Consider the following 25,937-nt stretch of genomic DNA (forward strand, 5'->3'; position numbering starts at 1 on the left):
CAGGCAGAGGAGGAATCGATGAGCATCAAGGTTGACTACGCTGTTCTGGAGAGCAGCAACCAGCAGATGCAGGCCATCTCGCGGATCATCGACGAGAAGCTGGACACGCTGCGGGCGATGCTGACCAAGCTCGAGTGGGAGGGCCAGGACCGGGCCGCCTACCAGCAGCACCAGGCCCAGTGGGACGCCGCCGTGCGGGACATCAACAAGGTCCTGAACGAGATCGGCGGCGCGGTGGGCATCGCGCGCGAGAACTACATGACCACGGAGATGAGCAACTCCAAGGTCTGGGGCAGCTGACCCCCGACCGGTCCACGACGGCTCCGCTCCGGCTCGTGCCGGGCGGAGCCGTCGTGTATTCCGGCCCTGTCTCGTGTATTTCCGGCCCGGCCGTGCGGCGCGAGGAGGCCGGTCAGGCGTCCTGCGGGACGTCCCGCCGGCCGGGGCGCCATCCGCGTCGCCGGCCGCGGGTCAGGATCGGCCGCAGCGTCAGCAGGACCCCGGCGAGCAGCCCGCCGACGACGGCGACCCAGATCGCGACGGTGCGCTGCCAGGCCAGCGGATCGGTGGGCGGCGCCGGCGGCGGCATGGCGCCCAGCGGCGGGTCCGTGCGGGTGCCGAGCAGGCTGGTCACCGCCCGGTAGGGGTTGACCATCCCGTGGCCGACGTCGGCGTTGTGCCCGTCGGGTGGGTTGTCGGCGGTGCGGGTCAGCCGGTAGGCGACCTCGTCGGCGCTGATGTCGGGGTGCGCGGCCCGCACCAGCGCGGCGACACCGGAGACGTACGCGGTGGCGAAGCTCGTGCCGCCCTGCGGCTCGGCCCGGTAGCCGGACCCCTGCGGCGCGGGCCCGAGGATGTTCAGCCCGGGGCCGGCGATGTCCACATAGTCCCCGCTGACCGAGCTGCCGACGTGGCCGCCCTGCTCGTCCACACCGGCGACGGCGATGACCCCCGGGTACGCGGCCGGATAGGCCGGCCGGTCCTCCCGGTTCTCCTGCCGGTTGCCGGCGGAGGCGACGACCACCACGTCCTTGCCGAGCGCGTACTGCACCGCCGATTTCAGCTGCGGGTCGTCGAGCGTGACCAGGGACAGGTTGATCACGTCGGCGTCGTTGTCGACCGCCCAGCGGATCGCCTTGCCGATCTCGCCCGGCACGTCCGGGTCGAAGTTCTCCTTGTTCTCGGCCAGTACGCGCAGCGGCAGGATGCGGGCCTCCGGCGCGATGCCGGTGTACGGCGAGCCGGTGCCCTCCCGCCCGGCGATGATGCCGGCCACCATGGTGCCGTGCCCGACCAGGTCACACTGGCCCTGAAGCCGGACGAGCTGGTTGAAGTCCTCGCCGGGGAGCACCCGCCCGCGCAGCAGGGGATGCGACGGTGAGACCCCGGAGTCGATCACGGCGACGGTGATCCCCGCGCCCTTGCCGACCCGCCAGGCGGAGGCCGGGTCGAGGCGGCTCAGCGCCCACGGCGTTTCGGTGGGCGCGGGGCCGCCGGTCGGCCCGCACTTCGGGGCGGCCACGGCGGGCGCGGGCACCGCCAGCGCGCCGCCGAGCAGAGCGGCTGCCGCCGCTGCCGAGAGGACGGTCCGGATCGGGTGTCCGGCCCGGGCGCGCCCTTTTGTCGCGCCCGGCCGCAAGCTGTCGCGCACGCGGTGAGATTACCGTCGCGCCGGCCCGCGCGGGCGCACGCGGTCGCGGGAACCGGTCACCGGTCGGCGGTGACGTCCCCGGCCGGCTCGGCGGCGAAGAGGGCCAGCAGGGCGCCGACCTGCTGGTCGGCCTCCGCCGGGTGCCGGAAGCGTCCCTTCGGGTTGATCGTGTACTCGTTGCGCCGCCCCACGCGGGTGCGCCGCAGGTATCCCCCGGCTTCCAGGTCGGCGACGATGGCCTGGGCCGCCCGCTCGGTGACGCCCACCTCGTCGGCCACGTCCCGCAGCCGCGCCGTGGGGTTGCGCGCGATCGCCAGCAGCACATGTCCGTGATTGGTGAGGAAGGTCCAGTTGCGGCGGCTCCCGTCCTCACCTGGTGTCGTCGCCATGGTGGCCATGCTATGGCCATCGACGCTGCCGACCCGAATCGGACGCGGGCCGGCACGGGAAAGTATGAAATGCGTATCACGAATCTTGACGTGCCCCTGACGCCGTGTGACCGTGAAGTCGCGAGGCCGTCCGGCCTGGTCGTTCCGCAGGTAGACGAGGTGAGGCAGATGACGCCGAGAAGCCCGGAGCAGGCGCTCGCCGAGCTGCGTGCCGGCAACCACCGGTTCGTCACCGGTGTGCCGCAGCATCCGAATCAGGACGCCGGGCACCGGGCGGCGGTGGCCGACGGCCAGCACCCCTTCGCGGTGATCGTCGGCTGCTCCGACTCGCGGCTCGCCGCGGAGATCATCTTCGATCGGGGTCTCGGTGACCTCTTCGTGGTGCGTACCGCCGGGCACACCGCCGGGCCCGAGGTGCTCGGCAGCGTCGAGTACGCGGTCACCGTGCTGGGCACGCCGCTCGTGGTGGTGCTCGGGCACGACTCCTGCGGCGCGGTCCAGGCCGCCCGGGAGGGGGTCCGGACCGGCGCCGCTCCGGCCGGGCACCTGGGAGCGGTGGTGGACGCGGTCTCGCCCAGCCTGCTGCGCGCCGCCCGGCAGGGCATCGACGACCTCGACGGCATCATCGACGTCCACATCGCGCAGACCGTGGAGACGCTGCTGGCCCGGTCCTCCGTGCTGGCCGAGCGGGTCGCGGCGGGCCGGTGCACGGTGGCGGGGATGTCGTACCGGCTCTCCGGCGGCGAGGTGCGGACAGTGGCGCAGGTCCCGGCGTCACTGCCCGCTCCCTCGTCGCCGGCGGACGCGGACGCGGCGCTGGCCGGCTGACCGGAGCGCCGGACGACGAAGGGGCCGCCCACGGGGGCGGCCCCTTCTTGCTGCGTCCAGGTCAGAGCATCGACATGTGGACGTGGTCGGTGTGGTTCGACGGCCCGCTGTACGACCTCCAGCCGGTGGCCGGGAACCAGATCTGCCGGTTCCAGATCACGTAGTAGATGCCCAGCCGGTCGGCGTTGCGGATGAGGAAGGCGGCCACGTCGTTGCCGTACTTGCGGGTGTCGTTGTTGTGCCAGGGTGAGAAGCCGCTGTTCTGCAGCGACCAGTCGCACGCCTTGCCCTTGGGGTGCTCCCACGGCCCGCCCGGCCGGTAACAGCCCACGAAGCGCGTGTAGCCGGCGCGCCGGACCTCCTTGTAGGCGTGCAGCGTCCGCGGCGTGATGCAGCCCGAGGTGGTCGGGTCGTTCTCGCTGCACGACTCGGCCTTCCAGCCGCCGTCGGCGGTGCGGCCGGGGCCGATCTTGGCGACCGGTGAGGTGGCGTCGACCAGGCCGCCGGTGAAGCCGAGGCCGCCGACGAGCTTGAGGGCGCGTTCGGCCTGCACCTTCTCGCGCTCCATCGCGTTCTTCTGCTTCTCCTGCTCGCGCACCTCGGCGTCGAGCGCGATCTTGGCCGTCTCGGCGCGGTTCTTGACCGCGTTGATGGCGGCCAGGCGCTGCGCGTTGAGGAGGTTCAGCTCGTCCAGGGCGTTGACGCGGCGGACGAACGAGTCGGGCGAGTTGCTCTCCAGCAGCATCGCCATCGCGCCCATCCGGCCGGTCCGGTAGGACTGGGCGGCGAGCTGGTTGACCTGCGGGCTGAGCGCCTCGAGTTCGGCCTGTGCCGCCTGTACCTCGGCGGCCAGCCGCCGCTGGCGGTCCTGCGACTTGGCCAGCTTCGCCTTCGCCTGGAGGAAGTTCCGGTTGGCGCTGTCGATCGCCTCGGTGATGAGCGGTGGTTCGCCGTCCTCCTCGTGCCCGGACGGCTTCGGGGCCGCCGCGGCGGGGGCCGCCGTCGCCGAGTTCGGCCCGGCCAGCACTGCCAGCGAGGCCAGCACGGCCACCAGGGGTGTCAGCCAGCGGCGCAGGGGTGGCGTCACAGTGTTCCCTTCCGTCGGCCGCCGACCGGGTTAGCTGACGGGTTCGGGACGGAAGTGGCCCCTACCGCTCGCGCGGATTCACCCCATGTACCTGGTTCCCCGGCTCGCCCGCAGGCGATTGGGCGGCGGCACCGCTGGCGCCGGTGCGCGCCTTCGGCGGTGACCGGCAGCGAGGTTACCCGACAGCACTCCTGCGGATCTACGTCCGGAAGCCGACCAATAGCGAGATTTCGCCGTGGCGCACCGTGACCAGCGTCGCGTTTGAAATCGATGGTCACCGTGCGGAGTGTCACCATGTCGCCTCCGTACTTTTTCCGCCGCCGAGCGCCTCCAGCGCGTCGTCGCGTCCGGTCGGCGGACGGGGCGGCGGGGGCACGGGCGACGCCGGCTCCGGACCGGGCGCGCGCCGTCCGGCGGTGGTCACGATCGCGGCCAGTGCGGTCGTCAGCGGTACGGCGGCGATCAGGCCGAGCGTGGCCACCGCGCTGCGGACGATCTCCTGGGCGAGGAACTCGCTGGTGAGGATCTGGCTCACCGGGCGGGAGTCGGCGACCAGCAGGAGCAGCAGTGGCAGCGACGCGCCCGCGTACGCCAGCACGATGGTGTTGACGGTGGACGCGATGTGGGCCCGGCCGACGCGGGTCGCCGCCCGGTAGAGCTGCCGCCGGGACAGCCCCGGGTTGGCGTGCGCGAGTTCGGTGACGGTGGCCGCCTGGGTGACGGTGACGTCGTCCAGCACGCCCAGCGAGCCGATGATGATGCCCGCCAGCAGCAGCCCGTGCAGGTCCACGTCGCCCTGGAACATGGACAGCGTGGTGGCGTCCTCGCTGCCGAAGCCGGTCAGATGGGTGGCGGACGTGGCGAGCAGGCCGAGCACGCCGGTGATCACCAGGCTGCCGAGCGTGCCGAGCACCGCCACCGACGTCTGCGCGGTGATCCCGTGCGTCAGATAGAGCACCACGAACATGATCAACGCGGCGCCCACGATCGCCACCAGCAGCGGCGGCTGGCCGCCACCGATGCCGGGCAGCACGAAGCCGAGCAGGATGGCGAAGCTGGCCGCCAAGCCGCCGAGCGCGGCGAGCCCGCGCCAGCGGCCGAACGCCACGATCGCGGCGGCGAAGAGCACAAGCAGCCAGATCAGCGGTGTGCCGCGCTGGTGCTCGGCGATGTTGTAGGACTTCATCGAAGGGTCGGCCGGGTCGATCAGCTCGACCAGGACGATCTTGTCGCCGACCTCGACCCGGGGCGCGCCCGGTCCGGCCGGGAGCGGCGTCTCGACCTGCCGTCCCGCGTCCGGGCCCTGCTCGGCGGCGACGGTCGCGGTGCCGCAGGGGCCGCCCGCGCCCTCCGGGGCCTCCGGCGTCGGCGGGCAGGGTTCGGTGACCACCCGGGTCACGGTGCCGTGGTAGCGGGGGACGTCCGCGCCGCCGACCGGCTCCCGGTCCTGCCGGGGCCAGAGCACCAGCGCGGCGATCACGGTGAGCGCGAACAGCGGCACCACCACGGCGACGAGCAGCCGCCGTACGCCCGGTGGCGTGGGCGGTGCGGGGCGGGTGTGGTCGGCACCCAAGGCGTCTCTCCCAACGGTCGCGGCGACGCCTGGTCCGCCGGACCGGTCTGGTCACCGGGCCGGCGCGGACGTGTCGACCACGTCCGGGTCGTCGCCCCGACATGGTAGGCAGCCCGGCTGGGTGCTCCCGGACACCGTGACCGGTGACGCGCGCCCCGCGCGGGTCAGGCCAGTCCGGCCCGGCGTCGCCGGTACTCGTCCTCGTCGATCTCGCCGCGGGCGTACCGCTCGTCGAGGATGCGCCGGGCCGCCGTCGGCCCGGACCGCTGCGGGCCGGTCCACCGTACGGCCAGCCAGAGGAGCCCTGCCAGCACCGCCAGCACCGCCAGGGACCAGATCCACATCCAGCCCATCATCGGGCTCTGCCACATCATCGGGCCGCCCTCCGTCCGTCACCGCGGGTCCGCCGGGGCCGGCCTGCCCGCCACTTCGACGGTACGGCCGCACGGGCGCGTCGGCGCGGGTCGATGTGCCCTGCTCGGAGGGGCGGAGGTCCCGTTCAGCCGCGCTTCATCAGGCGGCCGACGGCGGCCATCATCTCGGTCGCCATCTCGTCGGCCCGGCCCTCGGCGGCGCCCTCGTGCATGCAGTGCCGCGCGTGCCCGTCGAGCAGGCCGAGGCCGACCTTGTCCAGCGCCGCCTGGATGGCCGAGATCTGGGTCAGCACGTCGATGCAGTAACGGTCGTCCTCGACCATCTTCTCGATGCCACGGACCTGACCCTCGATCCGGCGGAGCCGGGCGAGGAGCTGGTCCTTGCTGGCGGTGTAGCCCCGGGTCGGGCTGGACGGAGCGGTCATGAGAACGAGGATAGCGTACCCCTCGGGGGTATGCTAACGTTCCGGCTGTACCCCCAGGGGGTATGAGATCGGAGGGCGACATGGAGAGCACCTACCAGGTGAGCGGTATGACCTGCGGCCACTGCGTCAACTCGGTGAGCACCGAGCTGAGCGCGCTTCCGGGCGTCACCGGCGTCCAGGTCGACCTGGCCACCGGCCGGGTCACCGTCACCAGTCAGAACCCGCTGGACACGGACACCGTCCGCGCGGCGGTCGACGAGGCCGGCTACGACCTCGTCGGTGCGTGACGGGTCCACGGGACCCGCAGAACCGAGGAGAAACCATGAACACGGCGACGAAGCTCAGCGGCTTCGCGCTCGGCCTCGTGGCGGTCTTCGGCGCGGCGTACGGGATCGGCAACCTGGCCGATCCCGTCGCCCCGGCCGCCGAGACCCGCCACGACGACAGCGGCAGCGACCACGGGACCGGCGACACCGGTCACGGTGACGAGAACGGCGCCGACGCGCACCTGCCCGGCGGGCTGCTCGTCTCCGAAGGCGGCTACACGCTCCAGCCCGCCACCGCGCCGGCCGGGCAGTTCGCCTTCCGGATCACCGGCCCGGACGGCACGCCGGTCACCCGCTTCGAGGTGGCCCACGACAAGCGCATGCACCTGATCGTCGCGCGCCGGGACCTGTCCGGCTTCCGGCACGTCCACCCGGAGATGGCCGGCGACGGCACCTGGCGGGTCGCCTCCCCGCTCGACGGCCCCGGGGTGTGGCGGGCGTTCGCCGACTTCACGCCCGAAGGCGGCGAGCCGTTGACCCTCGGCCTGGACGTCACGGTCCCCGGCGAGCTGGCCGCCCGGCCGCTGCCGGCGCCGGTGACCAGCACCACCGTCGACGGCTACACAGTCACGCTGACCGGCACGCCGGAGCCGGGCCGGACCAGCCGGCTCACGCTCTCCGTCAGCCGCGACGGGAGACCGGTCACCGACCTTCAGCCCTACCTCGGCGCGTACGGGCACCTGGTGGCGCTGCGGCAGGGCGACCTGGCGTACCTGCACGTGCACCCGGAGGGCACACCCGGCGACGGGCGCACCCCCGCCGGTCCGGCGATCACGTTCGCCGCCGAGGTGCCCTCGGCCGGGGCGTACCGTCTCTACCTGGACTTCCGGCACGGCGACGCGGTGCACACCGCCGAATTCACCGTCCTGGCCGGCGACCCGACCGCGCCGGTATCCACCACCGCACCGACCCCGGACGCCGGACACGGCACGCCGGGGCACGGGCACAGTTGAGCGCCGGAGGTGCCGCGATGACTGCCACGGGAAAGACGCTGCCCACCGCGCCGAACCTGATCGAACTGGCGATCGGCGGGATGACCTGCGCGTCCTGTGCCGCCCGGATCGAGAAGAAGCTCAACCGGATGGACGGCGTCGAGGCGACAGTGAACTACGCCACCGAGAAGGCCACCGTCCGGTACGCCGACGACATCGCGCCGGCCGACCTGATCGCCACCGTCGAGAAGACCGGTTACACCGCCGTGGTGCCGCCCCCGCCCGAGCAGGCGGCCGCAGCGGCCGGGGAGCCGGCGGACGAGCTGCGCGTCGCGCGTACCCGGCTCTGGGTCTCCGCCGTGCTCACGCTGCCGGTGATCGTGCTCGCCATGGTCCCGGCCTGGCAGTTCGACTACTGGCAGTGGGCCTCGCTCACGCTGGCCGCCCCCGTGGTGGTCTGGGGCGGGCTGCCGTTCCACCGCGCCGCGCTGGTCAACCTGCGGCACGGCGCGGCGACCATGGACACGCTCGTCTCGCTGGGCACGCTCGCCGCGTTCGGCTGGTCGCTCTGGGCGCTGTTCCTCGGCGACGCCGGCATGCCCGGGATGAAGCACCCGTTCAGCCTCGACATCACCCGGGGCGACGGCGCCGGCAACATCTACCTGGAGGCCGCCGCCGGGGTGACGGTGTTCATCCTGGCCGGGCGGTACTTCGAGGCCCGCTCCAAGCGCACCGCCGGGGCGGCGCTGCGCGCCCTGCTCGAACTCGGGGCCAAGGACGTCGCGGTGCTGCGCGGCGGCCAGGAGGTCCGGGTCCCGGTCGACCGGCTCGCGGTCGGCGACCGGTTCGTGGTCCGGCCCGGCGAGAAGATCGCCACCGACGGCGTGGTCGAGGAGGGCACCTCGGCCGTCGACGCCAGCATGCTCACCGGCGAGTCGGTGCCGGTCGAGGTGGGGACGGGCGACACCGTGACCGGCGCGACCGTGAACGCCGGTGGCCGGCTGGTCGTCCGGGCCACCCGGGTCGGCGGCGACACCCAGCTCGCCCAGATGGCACGGCTCGTGGAGCAGGCGCAGACCGGCAAGGCGGCGGTGCAGCGGCTCGCCGACCGGATCTCCGGCGTCTTCGTGCCGATCGTGATCGCGCTGGCCGCCGGCACGCTCGGCTGGTGGCTCGGCACCGGCTCCGGTGCGACCGCCGCGTTCACCGCCGCGGTGGCCGTGCTGATCATCGCCTGCCCGTGCGCGCTCGGCCTGGCCACGCCGACCGCGCTGCTCGTCGGCACCGGACGCGGCGCGCAGCTCGGGGTGCTGATCAAGGGGCCGGAGATGCTGGAGTCCACCCGCCGGGTCGACACCGTGGTGCTGGACAAGACCGGCACCGTCACCACCGGCCGGATGGCGCTGGCCGAGGTGCTGCCCGCCGACGGCGAGGACGCCGACGAACTGCTCCGGGTGGCCGGCGCGCTGGAGGCCGCCTCCGAGCACCCGATCGCGCGGGCCGTCGCCGAGGCCGCGGCCGAAGCCGGACCGCTGCCGCCGGTCGGCGGGTTCGCCAACGCCGAAGGGCTGGGCGTGACCGGCACCGTGGACGGCCGGACCGTGGTGGTCGGCCGGGCACGGCTGCTGCGCGAGCGGGGTCTCGACGTACCCGAGGAGATCGCGCGGGCCGCGACCGGCGCGGAGGCCGCCGGCCGGACGGCGATCCTGGCCGGCTGGGACGGGCGGGCCCGGGGCGTGCTCGCGGTGGCCGACGCGGTGAAGCCGACCAGCCGGACGGCCGTCGCGCGGCTGCGCGAACTGGGGCTCACCCCGGTGCTGCTCACCGGCGACAACGCCACGGTGGCGAAGGCGGTGGCCGCCGAGGTCGGCATCGACGAGGTGATCGCGGAGGTGCTGCCCGCCGAGAAGGTCGCGGTGGTCGAGCGGCTGCAGGGCGAGGGCCGGGTGGTCGCGATGGTCGGCGACGGGGTCAACGACGCCGCCGCGCTGGCCCGGGCCGACCTCGGGCTGGCCATGGGCACCGGCACCGACGCGGCCATCGAGGCCGCCGACCTGACGCTGGTCCGGGGTGACCTGACCGCCGCCGCGGACGCCATCCGGCTCTCCCGGCGAACGCTGGCGATCATCAAGGGAAACCTGTTCTGGGCGTTCGCCTACAACGTCGCGGCGCTGCCGCTGGCGGCCGCCGGGCTGCTCAACCCGATGCTCGCCGGGGCGGCGATGGCCTTCTCGTCGGTCTTCGTGGTGGGCAACAGCCTGCGGCTGCGGCGCTTCCGCCCGATCGGGTGAGGGGATTGGGCGGGCGGTCGACGGGGTAACCAGTTGTCGTCAGGCAATCGCATCAGTGGAGGTCATCATGGGTCTCGACGACAAGATCGACAACACGTCGCAGGACGTCTCCGGCAAGGTCAAGGAGGGCGTCGGCCGCGCCACGGACAACGAGCGCCTGGAGGCCGAGGGCCGCAACGACCAGGCCGGCGCCAAGCTCAAGCAGGCCGCCGAGAAGATCAAGGACGCCTTCAAGAGCTGACGTACGCGACGCACACCCACCGGGTCGGCCCACGGGCCGGCCCGGCGTGCTGTCCGGGCGCGGATCAGCGCGGCCCGTCACCGGCCAGGCGGGCGGCGCGGGCCTGCAGGTACCGCCGTTCCGGCAGGCTCGTGGTGGCCCGGGCGGCGGCCAGGTACGCGGCCCGCGCGTCCGCCCGGTCCCCGGCCAGGTCGAGCAGATGCGCGCGGACAGCGGTGAGCCGGTGGTGGCCGGCGGTCCGGCCGTCGGCGTCGAGCGGCTCCAGCAGCGCGAGCCCGGCGCGCGGGCCGTCCACCATGGCCACCGCGACCGCCTGGTTCAGCGTGACCATCGGGTTCGGCGCGAGGTGGGCCAGCACCCGGTAGAGCGAGACGATCTGCGGCCAGTCGGTGGTCCCGGCGGTGGGCGCCTCCGCGTGCACCGCCGCGATGGCCGCCTGCACCTGGTACGGGCCCGGCGACGACCAGGTCAGCGCCTCGGTCACCAGCGCCACCCCCTCCTCGATCGCAGCCCGGTCCCACCGGCCGCGGTCCTGCTCGGCCAGCGGCACCAGCTCGCCGTCCGGCCCGGTACGCGCCGCCCGGTGCGCGTCGGTGAGCAGCATCAGCGCCAGCAGCCCGGCCACCTCGCCGTCGTCCGGGAGCAGCCGGCGCAGCTCCCGGGCCAGCCGGATCGCCTCGGCGGTCAGCTCCGCCCGGTGCAGCGCCTCGCCGCTCGACGCCGCGTACCCCTCGTTGAAGACCAGGTAGAGCACGCGCAGCACCGCGCCCAGCCGCTCGTCCCGGTCGGCCGGCGAGGGCAGCGTGAAACGCGCGCCGGCCGCCTCGATCCGCTGCTTCGCGCGCCGGATCCGCTGGCTCATGGTCGCCTCCGGCACCAGGTACGCGCGGGCGATCTCGGCGGTGCTCAACCCGCCCACCGCACGCAGCGTGAGCGCCACCTGCGCGCTGACCGGCAGCGCCGGATGACAGCAGAGGAACAGCAGCTTCAGCGTGTCGTCCCCGCCGGGCGGCTCCTCGTCGGCGGGCGGCGCGACAGTCGCGTACGCGGGCTGCCGGACCGCCACCGCGACCTCGCGTGCCCGGCGGGCGTGCTCACCGCGCCACTCGTCGGTGAGCCGGCGGGTGGCGACGGTGACCAGCCACGCTCGGGGATGGTCCGGCAGGCCCTGCTCCGGCCACTGGACGGCGGCAGCCAGCAGCGCCTCCTGGACCGCGTCCTCGCAGGCGTAGAACTGGCCGTGCCGGCGCACGAGCACGCCGAGGACCTGCGGCGCGAGCGTGCGCAGCAGGTCCTCGACCGCAGGTGAGGTCACATCTCCGTCCCGGCCTGCTCCATCACCGCGCGCACCTCCAGCACGCCGAAACCGTGCCGCACGTCCGGCCAGCGCGCGGCGATCTCGGCAGCCCGCTCCGGTGTCTCGCAGTCGACGGTCAGGTAACCCGCGAACTGCTCCTTGCTCTCCACGAACGGCCCGTCGGTGATCTCGGTGCCGCCACCGGCGGCCGGACGGGCCGTACGGGCCTGCGACGGGTGCGCCAGCGCCTCACCGCCGACCAGCTCACCGGACTCGGACAGCTCCTTCATGATCTCGTCGACCTCGCCGAAGATCGCGTTGCGTTCCGCCTCGGACAGCTCCTCCACGAAGCCGGGCCGGTTCCAGATCAGCAGCATGTACTTCACCGTGCACTCCTCGGGTTCGGGCCACCGTCGGTGGCGCCTCGCAGACGGGTCGGAGCCGGTCCGCCCGAACCGACATCATCGGCCAGGAAGTCAGCGAGAACCGCGCACCGGGCGGCGTGCCGGGCGGCCCGGATCGAGCGAGGCGCGGTCGGCGGCGCTGGTGCCGGAGACCCAGCCCTGTTCGTCGCGCACCTGGAGCCGGTGCCGCGTGGTGCCGGGAAAGAGCTGGTCGACCCGCTCCCGGACGGCGTCCGAGCGGGCCGCGAGCACCGGCAGCAGGCGGTCGTCGTCGCTCTGTCCGGCCGCCGCCGCGCTGGCCTCCCGCAGCCGGTCGCCGATCCGCAGCGCGAACGCGTTGAGGAACGACTCGTCGTAGCCCTTGGTGCGCCGCCCGCCTGCCTTTCCGCGCTCGCGCCGTCCGCGCAGCATCGCGGCGGTGGCCTGCACCAGCAGCGAGGTGTGCAGCAACTCCACCGCCGCCAGGTCGGCCGGGAAGCCGAGCACTGTGGCGAAGCCCAGGTCGTCGGACCAGACCGACTCGCACCGGTTCGCCGCCGCCACCTCCTGGACCAGCAGCGCCTTCGCCGCCGCGTACGGGGCGTCGACCCCGATCCGGACGCCGCCCGGACCGCCGGAGCGCTCGGCGGCGGCGTCGAGCAGCGCCGCGTCGATGCTGTGCCGGGCCATCAGCTCCTGCGCCTTGGCGGTGAACGCCTCCGCCTCGGCCGGGTAGGCGGTCGACTCGGCCTTGGCGAGCAGCGCGCGTACCCGGTCGAGCATCCGGGAGCCGCTCGGCGTCGCGGCGGCGAGTGCGGTGCCCGCCGAGCCGGGCGGCGGCCGCAGCGCCGCGATCGGCGGCAGCCCCGCCACCAGGACGATCGCGTCCACCGCGTCGCGCAACGTGGTGATCCGGTCGCCGTCGGCGCGCCGGTCCAGCCAGCCCGCGTCGCCGTCCCAGGTCGCGCCCAGGTCGGTGAGCTGTGCGTCGAACCACTCCGGGACCGGCGCGGGCAGCGTGCGCCGCTGTGCGGCCATGGCGTCGCGCAGCAGGCGGGCACCGCGCGGGGTCAGCCGCCGGGTGGCGAGCCGGTCCAGGTCGGCGGGCTGCCAGCCGCGTGGCCAGAGCCGGCCCACGTCCCGGGTCAGCCGGGCCAGCAGCGCCGCGTCCACCGCCGCGCCGTCGGCCACCACCAGCCCGTCGAGGGCCCGCTCGGCGGCGCGTACGTCGGTGCCGCGCGCCGTCGCGACGGCGTCGTCGAGCAGTCGGTCGGCTGGTGACACGGGTGGCTCTCCCTGAACTCCGGCAGGCGGCCTCTCGCTCACCCCGGCACCGACGGTACCCGGCCGGTCCGTTCAACCGTCCGGGGCTGCCGTCCGTACTCCTGCCCGAGCGCGTGGGGGCGACGGACGGAGATCGACGTGGGCGGGTACGACCGAGGGCTGCACCGGCGACGGCGGAGGCCGCGATCACTGCGCATCCTGGCGGTGGTACTGGTCGGGGCCGCGCTCGCCGCCGGCGGGTACGCCGCCCGGCACCCGGACCTGCTGGACCGCGTGGACGTGCGGCGGACCGTGCAGGCGGCGGCACCGACCCCGCCGGACGCGCGTCCCGCGCCGACGACGGTGCCGACGCCGGTTCCGGCGGCCGGGCGGGTGGTACCCGGCATCGTCTACCCGACCCGGGGCGGCGGCACCTTCCGCACCGCCGACACGGTCGGCGCGGTGGCCGGGCGCTCCGGCGAACTGCTGCGCTACCGGGTCGCCGTCGAGGACGGTATCCGCAACGTGGACGTGGAACGCTTCGCCAGTGAGGTCGCGGCGACGCTCGCCGACCGGCGGGGCTGGACCGGCGACGGCCGGTGGCGGCTGCAACGGGTGGGCCGCGACGACCGCGCCGACTTCACCGTGCTGCTCACCACGCCGGTGACCCGGGGGCGGCTCTGCGGCGACCCGAGCGACAGCTACACGTCCTGCCGCAACGGCGACCGGGTGGTGATCAACGTGGCCCGCTGGGTGTACGGGGTGCCGCACGTGGCCGACCTCTCCCGCTACCGGGAGTACCTGCTCAACCACGAGGTCGGCCACCGGCTGGGCCGGGGACACGAGCTGTGCCCCCGGGCCGGCGGTCCGGCGCCGGTGATGGTGCAGCAGACGCTCGGGCTGCACGGGTGCACGCCGAACCCGTGGCCGATCGTGGGCGCCGAACCGTTGACCGGACCGCCCGGCCAGTACGACGACCCCGTCCCGGCCGGCGACCGCTGAACCGGCGGCGGGCCGTCAGCGGGAGAACGCGGCCCAGATGTTCTTGGTGGCGTCGGTGGCGTACCAGCCGACGTCGAGCGAGACCGACTGGGCGAGGAACAGTCCGCGCCCGCCCGAGTCGGTCGGGCTGATGTCGGTCAGCTCCGGCACCGAGCTGACGTCGTGGTCGGCGACGTCCAGCAGGAACCGGTCGTCGGTGGCGAGCAGCGTGACGATGGTCGGCGGCCGTCCGTGCCGCAGCGCGTTGCTGGCCAGCTCGGTGGCGACCAGCACGACCAGGTGCGGGACTTCGTCCAGGTCCTCGCCCTGCACCAGCCCGTGCCGGTTCAGCGCGTCCCGCAGCGAGGCGCGCAGACCGCGTAGATCCTCGGGACTGTCCAGCACCCATTGCTCCAGCTCAGTGGCCTCCGGCGGTGGAGGCGAGGTGCGCAACTGTCCCATGATCTGTCTTTACCCTGCGTAGCCGTTCGTTAAGCAGCTCACCGGCGCAGCAGCGCGAACACTCCCCACCCCAGGTACTCGCGCTGGAAACGGACGTATCGCAGCGGGTCCTCGGTCAGCTCCCGGCGCAGCTCCGGGGCCAGTTCGTCGTCCGGATTGGCGTCCAGCCAGCGACGCAGGTTCAGCCAGTGCGCGGCGGCGTACCGGTCCCAGCTGTCCTGGTCGGCGAGGACCATCTCGACCAGGTCCCAGCCGCACTCGCCGAAGAGCCGGACCAGACCGGGCAGATCCTGGAACTCGTCCCGGGACCGGGCGTGCGACCCGGTGACGGCCTCCTCGTCCGGCGGGTCACGCCGCCAGTAGGGCTCCCCGACGAGCGCCATGCCGCCCGGCCGCAGCGCCCGGCCGAGCAGCTCCAGCGTGCCCGGCACCCCGTCGCCGATCCAGGTGGCGCCGACGCAGGCGGCCACGTCGACCGGCCGCTCCGGCGAGTACGCAGCCGCGTCGCCGTGCACGAAACGTACCCGGTCGGTGACGCCGAGTCCGGCGGCGCGTTCCCGGGCGGCGGCGGTGAAGGCGCTGCTGATGTCGACGCCGGTGCCGGTGATCCCGTGGTCGCGGGCCCAGGTGCAGAGCAGCTCGCCCTTCCCGCTGCACAGATCGAGCAGCTCGTCACCGGGGCGCAGCCGGATCGCGCGGCCCAGCGTGGCCAGCTTGACGTCGTCGAACGGGTTGAGGATCCGCAGGTCGCCCTCGCGGATGGTGAACTGGCGCGGCAGGTCCGGTGCTGTCATCCGGGGAGCGTCCCGCCGTACGGCCGGCGGTGGCAACCAATTTGCGTCTGTGCTGCTCCGGGTCTCCTGCGGTACGGTCACGGCATGGTGGTCGAGGAACACTGGTGGAACGGCGTCAGCAACCCTCGCGGACGGCGCGACGTCTACATCCGCACCGACGGAAGCCAGTGGCAGGTCCAGGCGCAGATCGGTGGGGCCAGCGGCCGGTCCCGCATCCAGCAGTGCCCGAGCCGCGGCTCGGCGAGCATCCTCGCCGGGGCGTGGCGGGCGAGCGGCTCCGGCTGGCGGGCGATGCCCCGCTGACCGCGCGCTCAGTCACGAGGCCCGTGCACCGCGCGATCGACGGGTGGCCCGGCGGCGTGAAACCGTCGTGAAACCGCGCTGATCCCGTCGGCCGTCACGGGCTCCGCGACGCCTCGCACCACCCTGCTCGCAGTCGTCGAGCACCCGCAGCACCGCCTTCACGTCCACCTGCGCGTCGGTGAGCGCCAGCCGGTAACCGGTGGCGGTCCGGACGATCAGGTCGGCGCCCAGCTCGTCCGACAGCTCTGTCAGTTCGGTGGTCACCGGGCCAGCGTAGGCGGCGGACCGGCCCGTCACGGTCCCCGCGCCGGGCGGTCCGTGAAGGCGGCGTGAAAAGTCCCGGCCCGCCCGTACCGGATCCGTCAAAGCCGTCGACCGTGCCCACCCGGCCCGGCTGGTATGGCCCGCGAGGGACGTACCGACGCGGGAGGCGGACATGGGACGAGAACGGGCGGACGGGTGCACCGGATTCCGGGTGGCCGCCGGCGCCGTCGTGGTGGTCGGCGCGGCGCTGGTGGCGGCCGGGGTGTTCACACCCGACGAGCGGCCCGGGCGGGTCCTGGTGATGGCGGGCGTCGTCGGGGCGTACGCCGCTGTGGTGGCCGATCTGCGCGCGGTCGCGGCGGTGGCCGCGCTGGGTGCGGCGGTCTTCGTCGGGTTCCTCGCCCACCGCTACGGCGAGCTGACCGGCCCGGGTGACGCCTGGTCCCAGGCCGTGCCGATCGGGTTCGCCGCGGTGCTCGGCACCGGCTACCGGCACCTCCGGTCGATCGGGGCCGAGGCCCGTCCGGTGACCCGGATCACCGCCCACGGAGGCGGCGTGAAAAGCGCGTCAAGAAACCGCCGTCGCGCGTGATGGTCGCGTCAAGACCCCTGTCGGTCCGGCGGATACGGCGTTGTGATTGCCCGGCGCGGCCGGGAGGCGGTCGCGAGGACATCTTCCGCTAGGAGAGATCAGCCGTGTCTGACGTGCTGTTCGTGTTGCTGACGGTGGGGCTGTTCGCGGCTCTCGCCCTCGTGGTGAGGGGCGTGGAGAAGCTGTGAGCGCCGTCAACGCCGTCGGGCTGGTGCTGGCGATCGGGTTGGGCGTGTTCCTGGTCGTCGCCCTGCTGTTCCCGGAGCGCTTCTGATGAGCATGACCACAGCCGGCGTGCTCTTCGTCCTGTCGCTGGTGGTGGCGCTGGTCGCCGTGCACCGGCCGTTCGGCGACCACATGTACCGCGTGGTGGCCGGAACCCGGTCGTCCCGGGTCGAGCGGGGGATCTACCGCTTGGTCGGGGTCGACCCGGCCGCCGAGCAGACCTGGGGCGTGTACGCCCGCTCGGTGCTGGCCTTCTCGGCCGTCTCCCTGCTGTTCCTGTACGCGTTCCAGCGGCTGCAGAACCACCTGTGGCTCTCGCTGGGCTTCGACCCGGTGGTGCCGCACGGCGCCTGGAACACCGCTGTGTCGTTCGTGACCAACACGAACTGGCAGTGGTACTCGGGTGAGTCGACGATGGGCCACCTGGTCCAGATGGCCGGGCTGGCGGTGCAGAACTTCGTCTCGGCCGCCGTCGGCATCGCCGTGGCGGTGGCGCTGGTCCGGGGCTTCGCCCGTAGCCGCACCGGCGAGCTGGGCAACTTCTGGGTCGACCTGACCCGGGTCACGCTGCGGATCCTGCTGCCGATCGCGGTGCTCGGCGCGCTCGCGCTGATGCTCGGCGGCGTGGTGCAGAACCTCTCCGGCGGCACCGACGTGACCACGCTGACCGGCGGCGCCCAGACCGTCACCGGCGGACCGGTGGCGAGCCAGGAGGTCATCAAGGAGCTGGGCACCAACGGCGGCGGCTTCTACAACGTCAACAGCGCCCACCCGTTCGAGAACCCGACCGCGTGGACGAACTGGCTGGAGATCTTCCTGATCCTGGTGATCCCGTTCAGCCTGCCCCGGGTCTTCGGCCGGATGGTGGGGCAGAAGCGGCAGGGCTACGCGATCGTCGCCGTGATGGCGATCCTGGCGCTCGCCAGCATCACGTTGACCAACGTCTTCGAGCTGACCGGCGACGGCACGGTGCCGCAGGCGGTCGGCGCGGCGATGGAGGGCAAGGAGGTGCGCTTCGACGTGTCGAATTCGGCCACGTTCGCGGCGGCCACCACGCTCACCTCGACCGGCGCCGTCAACTCGTTCCACGACTCGTACACCGCGCTGGGCGGCATGATGACGCTGGGCAACATGATGCTCGGCGAGGTCGCGCCCGGCGGCGTCGGCGCGGGCCTGTACGGGCTGCTGATCCTCGCGGTGATCACGGTGTTCGTGGCCGGGCTGATGGTCGGGCGCACCCCGGAGTACCTGGGCAAGAAGATCGGCTCGCGCGAGATCAAGTTCGCCTCGATGTACTTCCTGATCACCCCGGCGCTGGTGCTCACCGGCACCGCCGCAGCGTTCGCCACCGGCAACGCCTCGACAGCGCTGAACGTCGGGCCGCACGGGCTGTCCGAAGTGCTCTACGCGTTCACCTCGGCCAGCAACAACAACGGCTCCGCGTTCGCCGGCATCACCGTTAACACGCCGTGGTGGAACACCGCGCTCGGGCTCTGCATGCTGCTCGGCCGGTTCCTGCCGATCATCTTCGTGCTCGCGCTGGCCGGCTCGCTGGCCCGCCAGCAACCCACACCCGCCTCCGAGGGCACCCTGCCGACCCACCGGCCGCTGTTCGTCGGCATGGTCGTCGGCGTCACGGTGGTCCTCGTCGCGCTCACCTTCCTTCCCGCGCTCGCGCTCGGCCCGCTGGCCGAAGGGCTGTGACCACCATGAGAGACAAGGACATGACAGCACCTGTGCAGACCGTCGAAGCGCCGGTGGCAGGTACGCCGGGGCGCCGCGACGACCGGGTCGGCGGCGGGCTGCTCGACCCTCGCCAGCTGATCGCGTCGCTGCCGGACGCGCTGCGCAAGCTCGACCCGCGCACGCTGTGGCGCAACCCGGTGATGCTGATCGTGGAGATCGGCGCGCTGTTCACCACTGTGCTCGCGGTGACCGACCCGTCGGTGTTCGCTGTGGCGATCACGGTCTGGCTCTGGCTCACGGTGATCTTCGCGAACCTGGCCGAGGCGGTCGCCGAGGGGCGTGGCAAGGCGCAGGCCGACACGCTGCGCCGGGCCAAGCAGGACACCGTCGCCACCCGCCTGGTCGGCTGGACTCCCGGCGCCGCCGCGAACGCGTTCCGGGACGAGGCGGTGCCCGCGCCGCAACTGCGCCAGGGTGACGTCGTCCTGGTCGAGGCCGGGCAGGTCATTCCCGGTGACGGCGACGTGGTGGAGGGCATCGCCAGCGTCGACGAGTCGGCGATCACCGGCGAGTCCGCCCCGGTGATCCGGGAGTCCGGCGGCGACCGCAGCGCGGTCACCGGCGGCACCCGGGTGCTCTCCGACCGGATCGTCGTGCGGATCACCCAGAAGCCCGGCGAGAGCTTCATCGACCGGATGATCGCGCTGGTCGAGGGCGCCAACCGGCAGAAGACGCCGAACGAGATCGCGCTGAACATCCTGCTGGCCGCGCTGACGATCGTCTTCCTGCTCGCCGTCGTCACGCTCCAGCCCATGGCGATCTTCGCGAAGGGTTACCAGGCCGCCGCGCCGGACACCGCGGCGATCACCGACTCCGGCGTCACCGGCGTCGTCCTCGTGTCGCTGCTGGTCTGTCTCATCCCGACCACCATCGGCGCGCTGCTGTCCGCTATCGGCATCGCCGGCATGGACCGGCTCGTGCAGCGCAACGTGCTGGCGATGAGCGGCCGGGCGGTCGAGGCGGCGGGCGACGTCAACACGCTGCTGCTGGACAAGACCGGCACGATCACGCTCGGCAACCGGCAGGCCGCCGAGTTCCTGCCGGTGACCGGGGTCGACGCGGCCACGCTCGCCGACGCGGCGCAGCTGTCCAGCCTGGCCGACGAGACCCCCGAGGGCCGCTCGGTGGTGGTGCTCGCGAAGAACGGGTACGGGCTGCGCGAGCGCGAGCCCGGCCTCATCCCGCACGCCACGTTCGTGCCGTTCACCGCGCAGACCCGGATGAGCGGCGTCGACCTCGACGCCGGCGGCGGCGTCCGGCACGTCCGCAAGGGCGCCGCCGCCGCGGTGATGAAGTGGGTACGCGACAACGGCGGCCACCCGACCGAACAGGTCGGTGAGCTGGTCGACGCGATCAGCGGCACCGGCGGTACGCCGCTGGTGGTGGCCGAGCACGTGGCGGGCGAACCGGCCCGGGCGCTCGGCGTCATCCACCTCAAGGACGTGGTGAAGGCCGGCATGCGGGAGCGCTTCGACGAGATGCGCCGGATGGGCATCCGCACCGTGATGATCACCGGCGACAACCCGCGTACCGCGAAGGCGATCGCCGACGAGGCGGGCGTGGACGACTTCCTCGCCGAGGCCACGCCGGAGGACAAGCTCGCCCTGATCAAGAAGGAGCAGGAGGGCGGCCGGCTGGTCGCGATGACCGGCGACGGCACGAACGACGCGCCCGCGCTGGCCCAGGCGGACGTCGGCGTGGCCATGAACACCGGCACGTCGGCGGCGAAGGAGGCCGGCAACATGGTCGACCTCGACTCCGACCCGACCAAGCTGATCGAGATCGTAGAGATCGGCAAGCAGTTGCTGATCACCCGGGGCGCGCTGACGACGTTCAGCATCGCCAACGACATCGCGAAGTACTTCGCGATCATCCCGGCCATGTTCGCCGGCATCTACCCGTCGCTGGACCGGCTGAACATCATGCGGCTGGCCAGCCCCGAGTCGGCGATCCTCTCCGCCGTCGTCTTCAACGCGATAGTCATCGTGGCGCTGATCCCGCTGGCCCTGCGCGGTGTGCGGTACCGCCCGGCCAGCGCGTCCGCGCTGCTGCGCCGCAACCTGTGGCTCTACGGCCTCGGCGGCATCGTGGTGCCGTTCGTCGGCATCAAGCTCATCGACCTGCTCGTCCAGTTCGTCCCGGGGATCTCGTGATGCGCCTTCCCAGTTGGCTCTCCCAGCACCTGGCCGCCCTGCGCGCGGTGCTCGTCTTCACCGTGCTGCTCGGCCTGCTCTACCCGCTCGCCCTGGTCGCCGCCGGCCGGCTCCCAGGCCTCGACGGCAGGGCCGACGGGTCACTGCTCACCGTCGACGGCCGTACCGTCGGCAGCTCGCTGATCGGCCAGTCGTTCACCGACGCGGACGGCAACCCGATCCCGCGCTACTTCCAGTCCCGCCCGTCGGCCGCCGGGGACGGCTACGACCCGACCGCCACCGCGGCCGGCAACCTCGGCCCGGAGAGCGTGGTGGACACGCTCTCCGCCGACCCCGCCGACTCCACGTCGAGCCTGCTCACCCAGGTCTGCGCCCGCAGCAAGGCGGTCGGCGAACTGGACGGCGTGGACGGGCGGCGCCCGTACTGCACGCCGGACGGGGTGGGCGCGGTGCTCGCCGTGTTCCGCGCCGACGGACTCACCGGCCGGATCACCCGCGTGGTGAGCGTCAACCAGGCCGCGCCCGCGACGCCGTTCGTCACCACCTGGCAGGGCGTACCGGTGGAGGCGGCGCAGCCCGGTCACGACTACGTGGCCGAGGGCGGCATCGTCACCCCGGTCCGCGGGGACGCCCCGGCCCGGCCCGCCGTACCGGCCGACGCGGTCACCGCCAGCGGCAGCGGCCTCGACCCGCACATCTCCCCGGCGTACGCCCGGAGGCAGGTGGCCCGGGTGGCGCGGGAGCGCGGCGCGGACCCGGCGGCGGTACGGCGGCTGGTCGCCGAGCACACCACCGGCCGGGCGCTGGGCTTCATGGGCGAGCCGGGGGTGAACGTGCTGGAACTCAACCTCGCGCTGGACGAGGCGTTCCCGGCGCGCTGACGGAAGTGTTAAGAAGGGCCCCCTTCACCTCGCGAGGCGTTAACAGGGGGCCCTTCCTTGCACTCAGGGAGGATGGGGGCGTGGGCAGGGGTGAACTGCGGATCTATCTCGGGGCCGCCCCGGGCGTCGGCAAGACGTACGCGATGCTGGAGGAGGCCCAGCGCCGGGCCGAGCGCGGCACCGACGTGGTGATCGGCCTGGTCGAGACGCACGGGCGCCGGCACACCGCCGAGATGATCGGCGACCTGGAGGTGGTGCCGCGCCGCCCGATGACGTACCGGGGCGTCGAGTTCACCGAGATGGACCTGGACGCCGTGCTGGCCCGGCGGCCCGAGGTCGTCGTGGTGGACGAGCTGGCCCACACCAACGTGCCCGGCTCCCGGCACGAGAAGCGCTGGCAGGACGTGCAGGAGCTGCTCGACGCCGGCATCAGCGTGCTGTCCACGGTCAACGTGCAGCACCTGGAGTCGCTCAACGACGTGGTCGCGCAGATCACCGGCACCACCCAGCGGGAGACCGTGCCGGACCAGGTGGTCCGCGCCGCCGAGCAGGTCGAGCTGGTGGACATGACGCCGGAGGCGCTGCGCCGCCGGATGGCGCACGGCAACATCTACCGGCCCGACAAGATCGACGCCGCGCTCGGCAACTACTTCCGGGTCGGCAACCTCACCGCGCTGCGCGAGCTGGCGCTGCTCTGGCTGGCCGGCAAGGTCGACGAGCAGCTCGACGCGTACCGGGCCCAGCAGGGCATCTCCGACACCTGGGAGGCGCGGGAACGGGTGGTCGTCGCGCTGACCGGCGGCCCGGAGGGCGAGACGCTGATCCGCCGGGCGGCCCGGATCGCCGCCCGCAGCAAGGGCGCCGACCTGCTCGCCGTGCACGTCGCCCGCAGCGACGGGCTGGCCGGCGCCGACCCGGCCCAGCTGGCCCGGCAGCGGGTGCTGGTGGAGAGCCTCGGCGGCACGTACCACCAGGTGCTCGGCACCGACATCCCGGCGTCACTGCTGGACTTCGCCCGGGGCGTCAACGCCACCCAGCTCGTGCTCGGCGCGAGCCGCCGGGGCCGGTTCGCGCAGGTGTTCGCCCGGGGCGTCGGGGTGACCACCACCGCGCTGTCCGGCCCGATCGACGTGCATCTGGTCACCCACCCCGAGGCGGGCCGCGGGCGCCGGGGCACGTCGGTGCCCGCCGCGCTGTCGCGACGCCGGCGACTGATCGGGTACGCGCTCGCATTGCTCGGCATGCCCCTGCTCACGCTGCTGCTGCGGACGCTGCCCGACCTCACGCTCACAAACGACATCCTGCTGTTCCTCGCCGGTGTGGTGGGCGTGGCGCTGGTCGGCGGGCTCTGGCCGGCGCTGGTCGCCGCGCTCGGCGGCTCGCTGCTGCTCAACTGGTTCTTCACCCCGCCGTACCGGACGCTGACCATCGCCGAGGCGGACAACCTGCTCGCTCTCGGCGTGTTCGTCGGTGTCGCCATCGCGGTGAGCTGGGTGGTCGACGTGGCGGCCCGGCGTACCCGGGAGGCGGCCCGGGCCTCCGCCGACGCGCAGACCCTGGCCACCGTCGCGGGCAGCGTGCTGCGCGGCGAGCGGCCGCTGCCCGCCCTGCTGGACCGGCTGCGGGAGACGTTCGGGCTGCGGGCGGTGAGCGTGCTGGAGCTGACCGACGAGGCCGGCGGACGCCCGGCGCGCGCCCGGGACGCGGACGCCTGGCGGGTGGTGGCGAGCGTCGGCGAGCGGCCGCCCGGTAGCCCGGGCGCGGGCGAGACGGTGGTGCCGGTCGACGACCGGCTCAGCGTGGTGCTCGCCGGCCGGCGGCTGGAGGCGGCCGACCGCCGGGTGGTGGAGGCGTTCGCCGCGCAGGCCGCCGTCGCGCTGCGCCAGGAACGGCTGGCCGAGGAGGCCGCCACCGCCCGCCCGCTGGCCGCCGCCGACCGGATGCGCACCGCGCTGCTCGCGGCGGTCAGCCACGACCTGCGTACGCCGCTGGCGTCGGCCAAGGCCGCGGTGAGCAGCCTGCGCAGCCACGACGTCGAGTTCGACCCGGACGACCGGGAGGAACTGCTGGCCACCGCCGACGAGTCGCTGGACCGGCTGGGCCGGCTGGTGGCGAACCTGCTCGACATGAGCCGCCTGCAGGCCGGCGCGCTGGGCGTCACCACCACCGCGATCGGGCTGGAGGACGCCGTACCCCGGGCCCTCGACGAACTGGGCCCGGCGGCGGCCGAGGTGACCACGGACATCCCGGCCGACCTGCCGGCGGCGCTGGCCGACCCGGGCCTGCTGGAGCGCGTGCTCGTAAACGTGGTGTCGAACGCGCTGCGGCACAGCCCGCCCGGCCGCCCGCCGACGATCACCGGCAGCGCGCACGCCGGGCAGGTCGAGCTGCGGGTGATCGACACCGGGCCGGGCATCCCGGAGGACCAGTGGGAGCACGTCTTCCTGCCGTTCCAGCGCCTCGGCGACCGGGACAACCAGACCGGCGTCGGCCTCGGGCTGGCGCTGTCCCGGGGCCTCGCCGAGGCGATGGGTGGCAGCATCACCCCGGAGACCACGCCCGGCGGCGGGCTCACCATGGTGTTGCGGCTGCCGGCCGCCCCGCACGCGGAAGGGCCGCAGGAATGACCCGGATCCTGGTCGTCGACGACGAGCCGCAGATCCTGCGCGCCCTGCGGATCAACCTGCGCGCCCGGGGCTACGACGTGGAGGTCGCAGGCAGCGGCGCCGCCGCGCTCAAGGCCGCCGCCGGGCACCCGCCGGACCTGGTGGTGCTCGACCTGGGCCTGCCGGATCTGGACGGCACCGAGGTGATCCGGGGCCTGCGCGGCTGGACCACCGTGCCGATCATCGTGCTCTCCGGCCGGGCCGGCAGCGAGGACAAGGTGGCCGCGCTCGACGCGGGCGCCGACGACTACGTCACCAAGCCGTTCGGGGTCGACGAGCTGCTGGCCCGCATCCGGGCGGTGACCCGGCGGCTCGCCCCGGCCACGCCCGCCGTGCCAGCGCTGCGGATCGGCCGCAACACCGTCGACCTGGCCGACCGGACCGTCACCCGGGACGACGGCGTCGAGGTCAAGCTGACCCCCACCCAGTGGGCGATGCTGGAGAAGCTGCTGCGCAACCCGGGCAAGCTGGTCAGCCAGCGTCAGCTGCTGCACGACGTGTGGGGGCCGGAGTACCACCAGGAGACGAACTACCTGCGGCAGTACATGGCCCAGTTGCGGCGCAAGCTGGAGGACGATCCGGCCCGGCCCCGGCACCTGATCACCGAGCCGGGGATGGGCTACCGCTACCGCCCCTGACGTTTGCGACCGCCTCGGCGGGGGACTCGGCGAGCCGGTCGGGCTGCGGGGGAGGGGCATGGCGGGCAACCGGTCCTCGGAGGGGTTCGGCCGGCAACTGGACGAACACGCCATCGACGCCGGCGCGGCGGAGCCGGAGCGCCCCGACGGGCTGGTCGACAGCGGCGTCTACGTCGGCGGGGTACGGCGGGCGTCGCCGGTCAGCCTCGCCGACACGTACCGCTGCCTGCAGCAGCTCGACGACGCGATGGCCTGGATCGGGCTGCTCCGGCCGGGCCGCGAGCAGATCGCCTCGCTCGCCGCCGAGTTCCAGCTCCCCGACCTGGCCGTCGAGGACGCGATCAACGCCCATCAGCGCCCCAAGCTGGAACGCTACGGCGACACCCTGTTCGTGGTGCTGCGCGCCGCCCGCTACCTGGACGAGCGGGACGCGGTCGAGTTCGCCGAGCTGCACCTGTTCCTCGGGCCCGGATTCGTGATCACCGTGCGGCACGGCGGCACGCCCGACCTGGCCGGCGTACGACGGCGGCTGGAGGCCGAGCCGAACGTGCTCGCGCTCGGCCCGGAAGCGGTGCTCTACGCCGTGCTCGACCGGGTGGTGGACGGCTACGCGCCGGTGGTGGCCGGGCTGGAGAACGACATCGACGAGGTCGAGACCGAGGTGTTCGGCGGCGACCCGAACGCCAGCCGCCGCATCTACGAGCTGAGCCGCGAGGTGATCCAGTTCCAGCGGGCCGCCCGCCCGCTGCTGAAGGTGGTGGACGAGCTGGCACACGGGTTCGACAAGTACGGCACGGACGAGGAGCTGCGCCGTCGGCTGCGCGACGTGGCCGACCACCTCACCCAGGTGGTGGAGCGGGTGGACGGGTTCCGGCACCTGCTCCAGAACATCCTCACCGTCAACGCCACGCTGTTATCGCAGGCGCAGAACGAGGAGATGCGCAGCCTGACCGCCGCCAGCTTCGAGCAGAACGAGGAGGTCAAGCGGGTCTCCGCCTGGGCCGCCATCCTGTTCGCGCCGACCCTGATCGGCACCGTGTACGGGATGAACTTCGGGCACATGCCGGAGCTGGGCTGGCGGTACGGCTATCTGTTCGCGCTCGCCCTGATGCTCGCCGTCTGCGGCGCGCTCTATCTGCTGTTCAAGCGCCGCGGCTGGCTGTGAGCCGGGC

28 protein-coding genes and 1 riboswitch are annotated in these 25,937 nt (G+C 73.5%); of the genes, 16 read left to right on the forward strand and 12 right to left on the reverse strand.

Annotated features, from left to right (window positions below):
* Positions 1-18 precede the first annotated feature (18 nt).
* A complete protein-coding gene (locus KBX43_RS08765) occupies positions 19-300 on the forward strand; it encodes a WXG100 family type VII secretion target (protein ID WP_043327076.1) in 282 nt (93 codons plus the stop codon).
* A gap of 112 nt (positions 301-412) precedes the next feature.
* Here KBX43_RS08765 and mycP read toward each other — a convergent pair whose 3' ends face one another.
* The gene (gene mycP, locus KBX43_RS08770) at positions 413-1,651 is read right to left on the reverse strand and encodes a type VII secretion-associated serine protease mycosin (RefSeq protein WP_280841768.1); all 1,239 of its coding nucleotides are present in this window, start codon (positions 1,649-1,651) and stop codon (positions 413-415) included.
* A gap of 56 nt (positions 1,652-1,707) precedes the next feature.
* Positions 1,708-2,049: a MarR family winged helix-turn-helix transcriptional regulator gene (locus tag KBX43_RS08775; RefSeq protein ID WP_043327074.1), complete on the reverse strand. Its 342-nt coding sequence runs from the start codon at positions 2,047-2,049 to the stop codon at positions 1,708-1,710.
* Between the two features lie 159 nt (positions 2,050-2,208).
* On the opposite strand from KBX43_RS08775, the gene KBX43_RS08780 reads away from it, so the two are divergent.
* On the forward strand, positions 2,209-2,868 hold the full coding sequence (locus KBX43_RS08780) for a carbonic anhydrase (protein WP_043327072.1): 660 nt from the start codon (positions 2,209-2,211) through the stop codon (positions 2,866-2,868).
* A 61-nt stretch (positions 2,869-2,929) separates the two neighbouring features.
* Here the strand turns inward: KBX43_RS08780 and KBX43_RS08785 are convergent, their stop codons facing one another.
* The 4 genes from KBX43_RS08785 to KBX43_RS08800 all read right to left on the reverse strand — a co-directional run bounded on the left by KBX43_RS08785 (position 2,930) and on the right by KBX43_RS08800 (position 6,327).
* Positions 2,930-3,955 (reverse strand): hypothetical protein, encoded by a 1,026-nt coding sequence (locus KBX43_RS08785; RefSeq protein ID WP_043327069.1) that lies wholly within the window; start codon positions 3,953-3,955, stop codon positions 2,930-2,932.
* A gap of 3 nt (positions 3,956-3,958) precedes the next feature.
* Positions 3,959-4,090: riboswitch (cyclic di-AMP (ydaO/yuaA leader) on the reverse strand.
* Between the two features lie 154 nt (positions 4,091-4,244).
* Entirely contained in the window at positions 4,245-5,528 is a 1,284-nt protein-coding gene (locus KBX43_RS08790) for a YibE/F family protein (protein ID WP_043327067.1), read from the reverse strand.
* A gap of 164 nt (positions 5,529-5,692) precedes the next feature.
* The gene (locus KBX43_RS08795) at positions 5,693-5,902 is read right to left on the reverse strand and encodes an SHOCT domain-containing protein (RefSeq protein WP_043327065.1); all 210 of its coding nucleotides are present in this window, start codon (positions 5,900-5,902) and stop codon (positions 5,693-5,695) included.
* A gap of 125 nt (positions 5,903-6,027) precedes the next feature.
* Positions 6,028-6,327, reverse strand: a complete 300-nt coding sequence (locus tag KBX43_RS08800) for a metal-sensitive transcriptional regulator (RefSeq protein WP_013283780.1) — start codon at positions 6,325-6,327, stop codon at positions 6,028-6,030.
* A gap of 80 nt (positions 6,328-6,407) precedes the next feature.
* Between KBX43_RS08800 and KBX43_RS08805 the strand changes: the two genes are divergently transcribed.
* The 4 genes from KBX43_RS08805 to KBX43_RS08820 all read left to right on the forward strand — a co-directional run bounded on the left by KBX43_RS08805 (position 6,408) and on the right by KBX43_RS08820 (position 10,117).
* Positions 6,408-6,614, forward strand: coding sequence for a heavy-metal-associated domain-containing protein (locus KBX43_RS08805; RefSeq protein WP_043330704.1), 207 nt, complete (start codon positions 6,408-6,410; stop codon positions 6,612-6,614).
* 35 nt (positions 6,615-6,649) lie between these two features.
* Complete coding sequence (locus KBX43_RS08810) at positions 6,650-7,606, forward strand: hypothetical protein (RefSeq protein WP_043327063.1); 957 nt, start codon at positions 6,650-6,652, stop codon at positions 7,604-7,606.
* Between the two features lie 17 nt (positions 7,607-7,623).
* On the forward strand, positions 7,624-9,876 hold the full coding sequence (locus KBX43_RS08815; protein ID WP_140946139.1) for a cation-translocating P-type ATPase: 2,253 nt from the start codon (positions 7,624-7,626) through the stop codon (positions 9,874-9,876).
* Between the two features lie 67 nt (positions 9,877-9,943).
* A complete protein-coding gene (locus KBX43_RS08820; protein WP_043330702.1) occupies positions 9,944-10,117 on the forward strand; it encodes a CsbD family protein in 174 nt (57 codons plus the stop codon).
* A gap of 64 nt (positions 10,118-10,181) precedes the next feature.
* Here KBX43_RS08820 and KBX43_RS08825 read toward each other — a convergent pair whose 3' ends face one another.
* From KBX43_RS08825 to KBX43_RS08835, 3 genes are all read right to left on the reverse strand, one after another.
* On the reverse strand, positions 10,182-11,432 hold the full coding sequence (locus KBX43_RS08825; protein WP_187692286.1) for an RNA polymerase sigma factor: 1,251 nt from the start codon (positions 11,430-11,432) through the stop codon (positions 10,182-10,184).
* The gene (locus KBX43_RS08830) at positions 11,429-11,791 is read right to left on the reverse strand and encodes a YciI family protein (RefSeq protein ID WP_205796229.1); all 363 of its coding nucleotides are present in this window, start codon (positions 11,789-11,791) and stop codon (positions 11,429-11,431) included. Before KBX43_RS08830 ends, KBX43_RS08825 begins: the two co-directional genes overlap by 4 nt.
* Positions 11,792-11,890: 99 nt before the next feature.
* Entirely contained in the window at positions 11,891-13,081 is a 1,191-nt protein-coding gene (locus KBX43_RS08835; protein ID WP_210884028.1) for a DUF2786 domain-containing protein, read from the reverse strand.
* Between the two features lie 138 nt (positions 13,082-13,219).
* Here KBX43_RS08835 and KBX43_RS08840 point away from each other — a divergent pair, with 138 nt between their 5' ends.
* A complete protein-coding gene (locus tag KBX43_RS08840; RefSeq protein ID WP_209959779.1) occupies positions 13,220-14,062 on the forward strand; it encodes a DUF3152 domain-containing protein in 843 nt (280 codons plus the stop codon).
* A gap of 15 nt (positions 14,063-14,077) precedes the next feature.
* On the opposite strand, the gene KBX43_RS08845 is transcribed toward KBX43_RS08840, so the two are convergent.
* Both KBX43_RS08845 and KBX43_RS08850 read right to left on the reverse strand, forming a co-directional pair.
* Positions 14,078-14,503, reverse strand: a complete 426-nt coding sequence (locus KBX43_RS08845) for an ATP-binding protein (protein WP_043327055.1) — start codon at positions 14,501-14,503, stop codon at positions 14,078-14,080.
* Between the two features lie 38 nt (positions 14,504-14,541).
* Positions 14,542-15,297 carry a cyclopropane-fatty-acyl-phospholipid synthase family protein gene (locus KBX43_RS08850; RefSeq protein WP_113972132.1) on the reverse strand — a complete coding sequence of 252 codons (756 nt, stop codon included), beginning with the start codon at positions 15,295-15,297 and terminating at the stop codon, positions 14,542-14,544.
* 84 nt (positions 15,298-15,381) lie between these two features.
* Between KBX43_RS08850 and KBX43_RS08855 the strand changes: the two genes are divergently transcribed.
* Positions 15,382-15,600: a hypothetical protein gene (locus KBX43_RS08855; protein ID WP_030503492.1), complete on the forward strand. Its 219-nt coding sequence runs from the start codon at positions 15,382-15,384 to the stop codon at positions 15,598-15,600.
* A gap of 12 nt (positions 15,601-15,612) precedes the next feature.
* On the opposite strand, the gene KBX43_RS08860 is transcribed toward KBX43_RS08855, so the two are convergent.
* On the reverse strand, positions 15,613-15,864 hold the full coding sequence (locus KBX43_RS08860) for a hypothetical protein (protein ID WP_210884029.1): 252 nt from the start codon (positions 15,862-15,864) through the stop codon (positions 15,613-15,615).
* A gap of 172 nt (positions 15,865-16,036) precedes the next feature.
* Between KBX43_RS08860 and KBX43_RS31420 the strand changes: the two genes are divergently transcribed.
* The 8 genes from KBX43_RS31420 to KBX43_RS08900 all read left to right on the forward strand — a co-directional run bounded on the left by KBX43_RS31420 (position 16,037) and on the right by KBX43_RS08900 (position 25,930).
* Positions 16,037-16,456 (forward strand): hypothetical protein, encoded by a 420-nt coding sequence (locus KBX43_RS31420; RefSeq protein WP_223201253.1) that lies wholly within the window; start codon positions 16,037-16,039, stop codon positions 16,454-16,456.
* A gap of 184 nt (positions 16,457-16,640) precedes the next feature.
* Positions 16,641-16,730: a K(+)-transporting ATPase subunit F gene (kdpF, locus tag KBX43_RS08870; RefSeq protein WP_036343797.1), complete on the forward strand. Its 90-nt coding sequence runs from the start codon at positions 16,641-16,643 to the stop codon at positions 16,728-16,730.
* Entirely contained in the window at positions 16,730-18,385 is a 1,656-nt protein-coding gene (gene kdpA, locus KBX43_RS08875) for a potassium-transporting ATPase subunit KdpA (protein WP_043327048.1), read from the forward strand. Before kdpF ends, kdpA begins: the two co-directional genes overlap by 1 nt.
* 20 nt (positions 18,386-18,405) lie before the next feature.
* Positions 18,406-20,580, forward strand: a complete 2,175-nt coding sequence (kdpB, locus tag KBX43_RS08880; RefSeq protein WP_069087840.1) for a potassium-transporting ATPase subunit KdpB — start codon at positions 18,406-18,408, stop codon at positions 20,578-20,580.
* The gene (locus tag KBX43_RS08885) at positions 20,580-21,461 is read left to right on the forward strand and encodes a potassium-transporting ATPase subunit C (protein ID WP_069087841.1); all 882 of its coding nucleotides are present in this window, start codon (positions 20,580-20,582) and stop codon (positions 21,459-21,461) included. The genes kdpB and KBX43_RS08885 overlap by 1 nt, the downstream gene beginning before the upstream one ends.
* Before the next feature lie 80 nt (positions 21,462-21,541).
* Entirely contained in the window at positions 21,542-24,088 is a 2,547-nt protein-coding gene (locus tag KBX43_RS08890) for a DUF4118 domain-containing protein (protein ID WP_210884030.1), read from the forward strand.
* A complete protein-coding gene (locus tag KBX43_RS08895; protein WP_064448596.1) occupies positions 24,085-24,765 on the forward strand; it encodes a response regulator in 681 nt (226 codons plus the stop codon). The genes KBX43_RS08890 and KBX43_RS08895 overlap by 4 nt, the downstream gene beginning before the upstream one ends.
* 58 nt (positions 24,766-24,823) lie before the next feature.
* Complete coding sequence (locus KBX43_RS08900; RefSeq protein ID WP_064448595.1) at positions 24,824-25,930, forward strand: magnesium and cobalt transport protein CorA; 1,107 nt, start codon at positions 24,824-24,826, stop codon at positions 25,928-25,930.
* The last annotated feature ends 7 nt before the right edge of the window (positions 25,931-25,937 follow it).

This window comes from Micromonospora sp. C41 (assembly GCF_018070485.1).
Taxonomy (GTDB): domain Bacteria; phylum Actinomycetota; class Actinomycetes; order Mycobacteriales; family Micromonosporaceae; genus Micromonospora; species Micromonospora chalcea.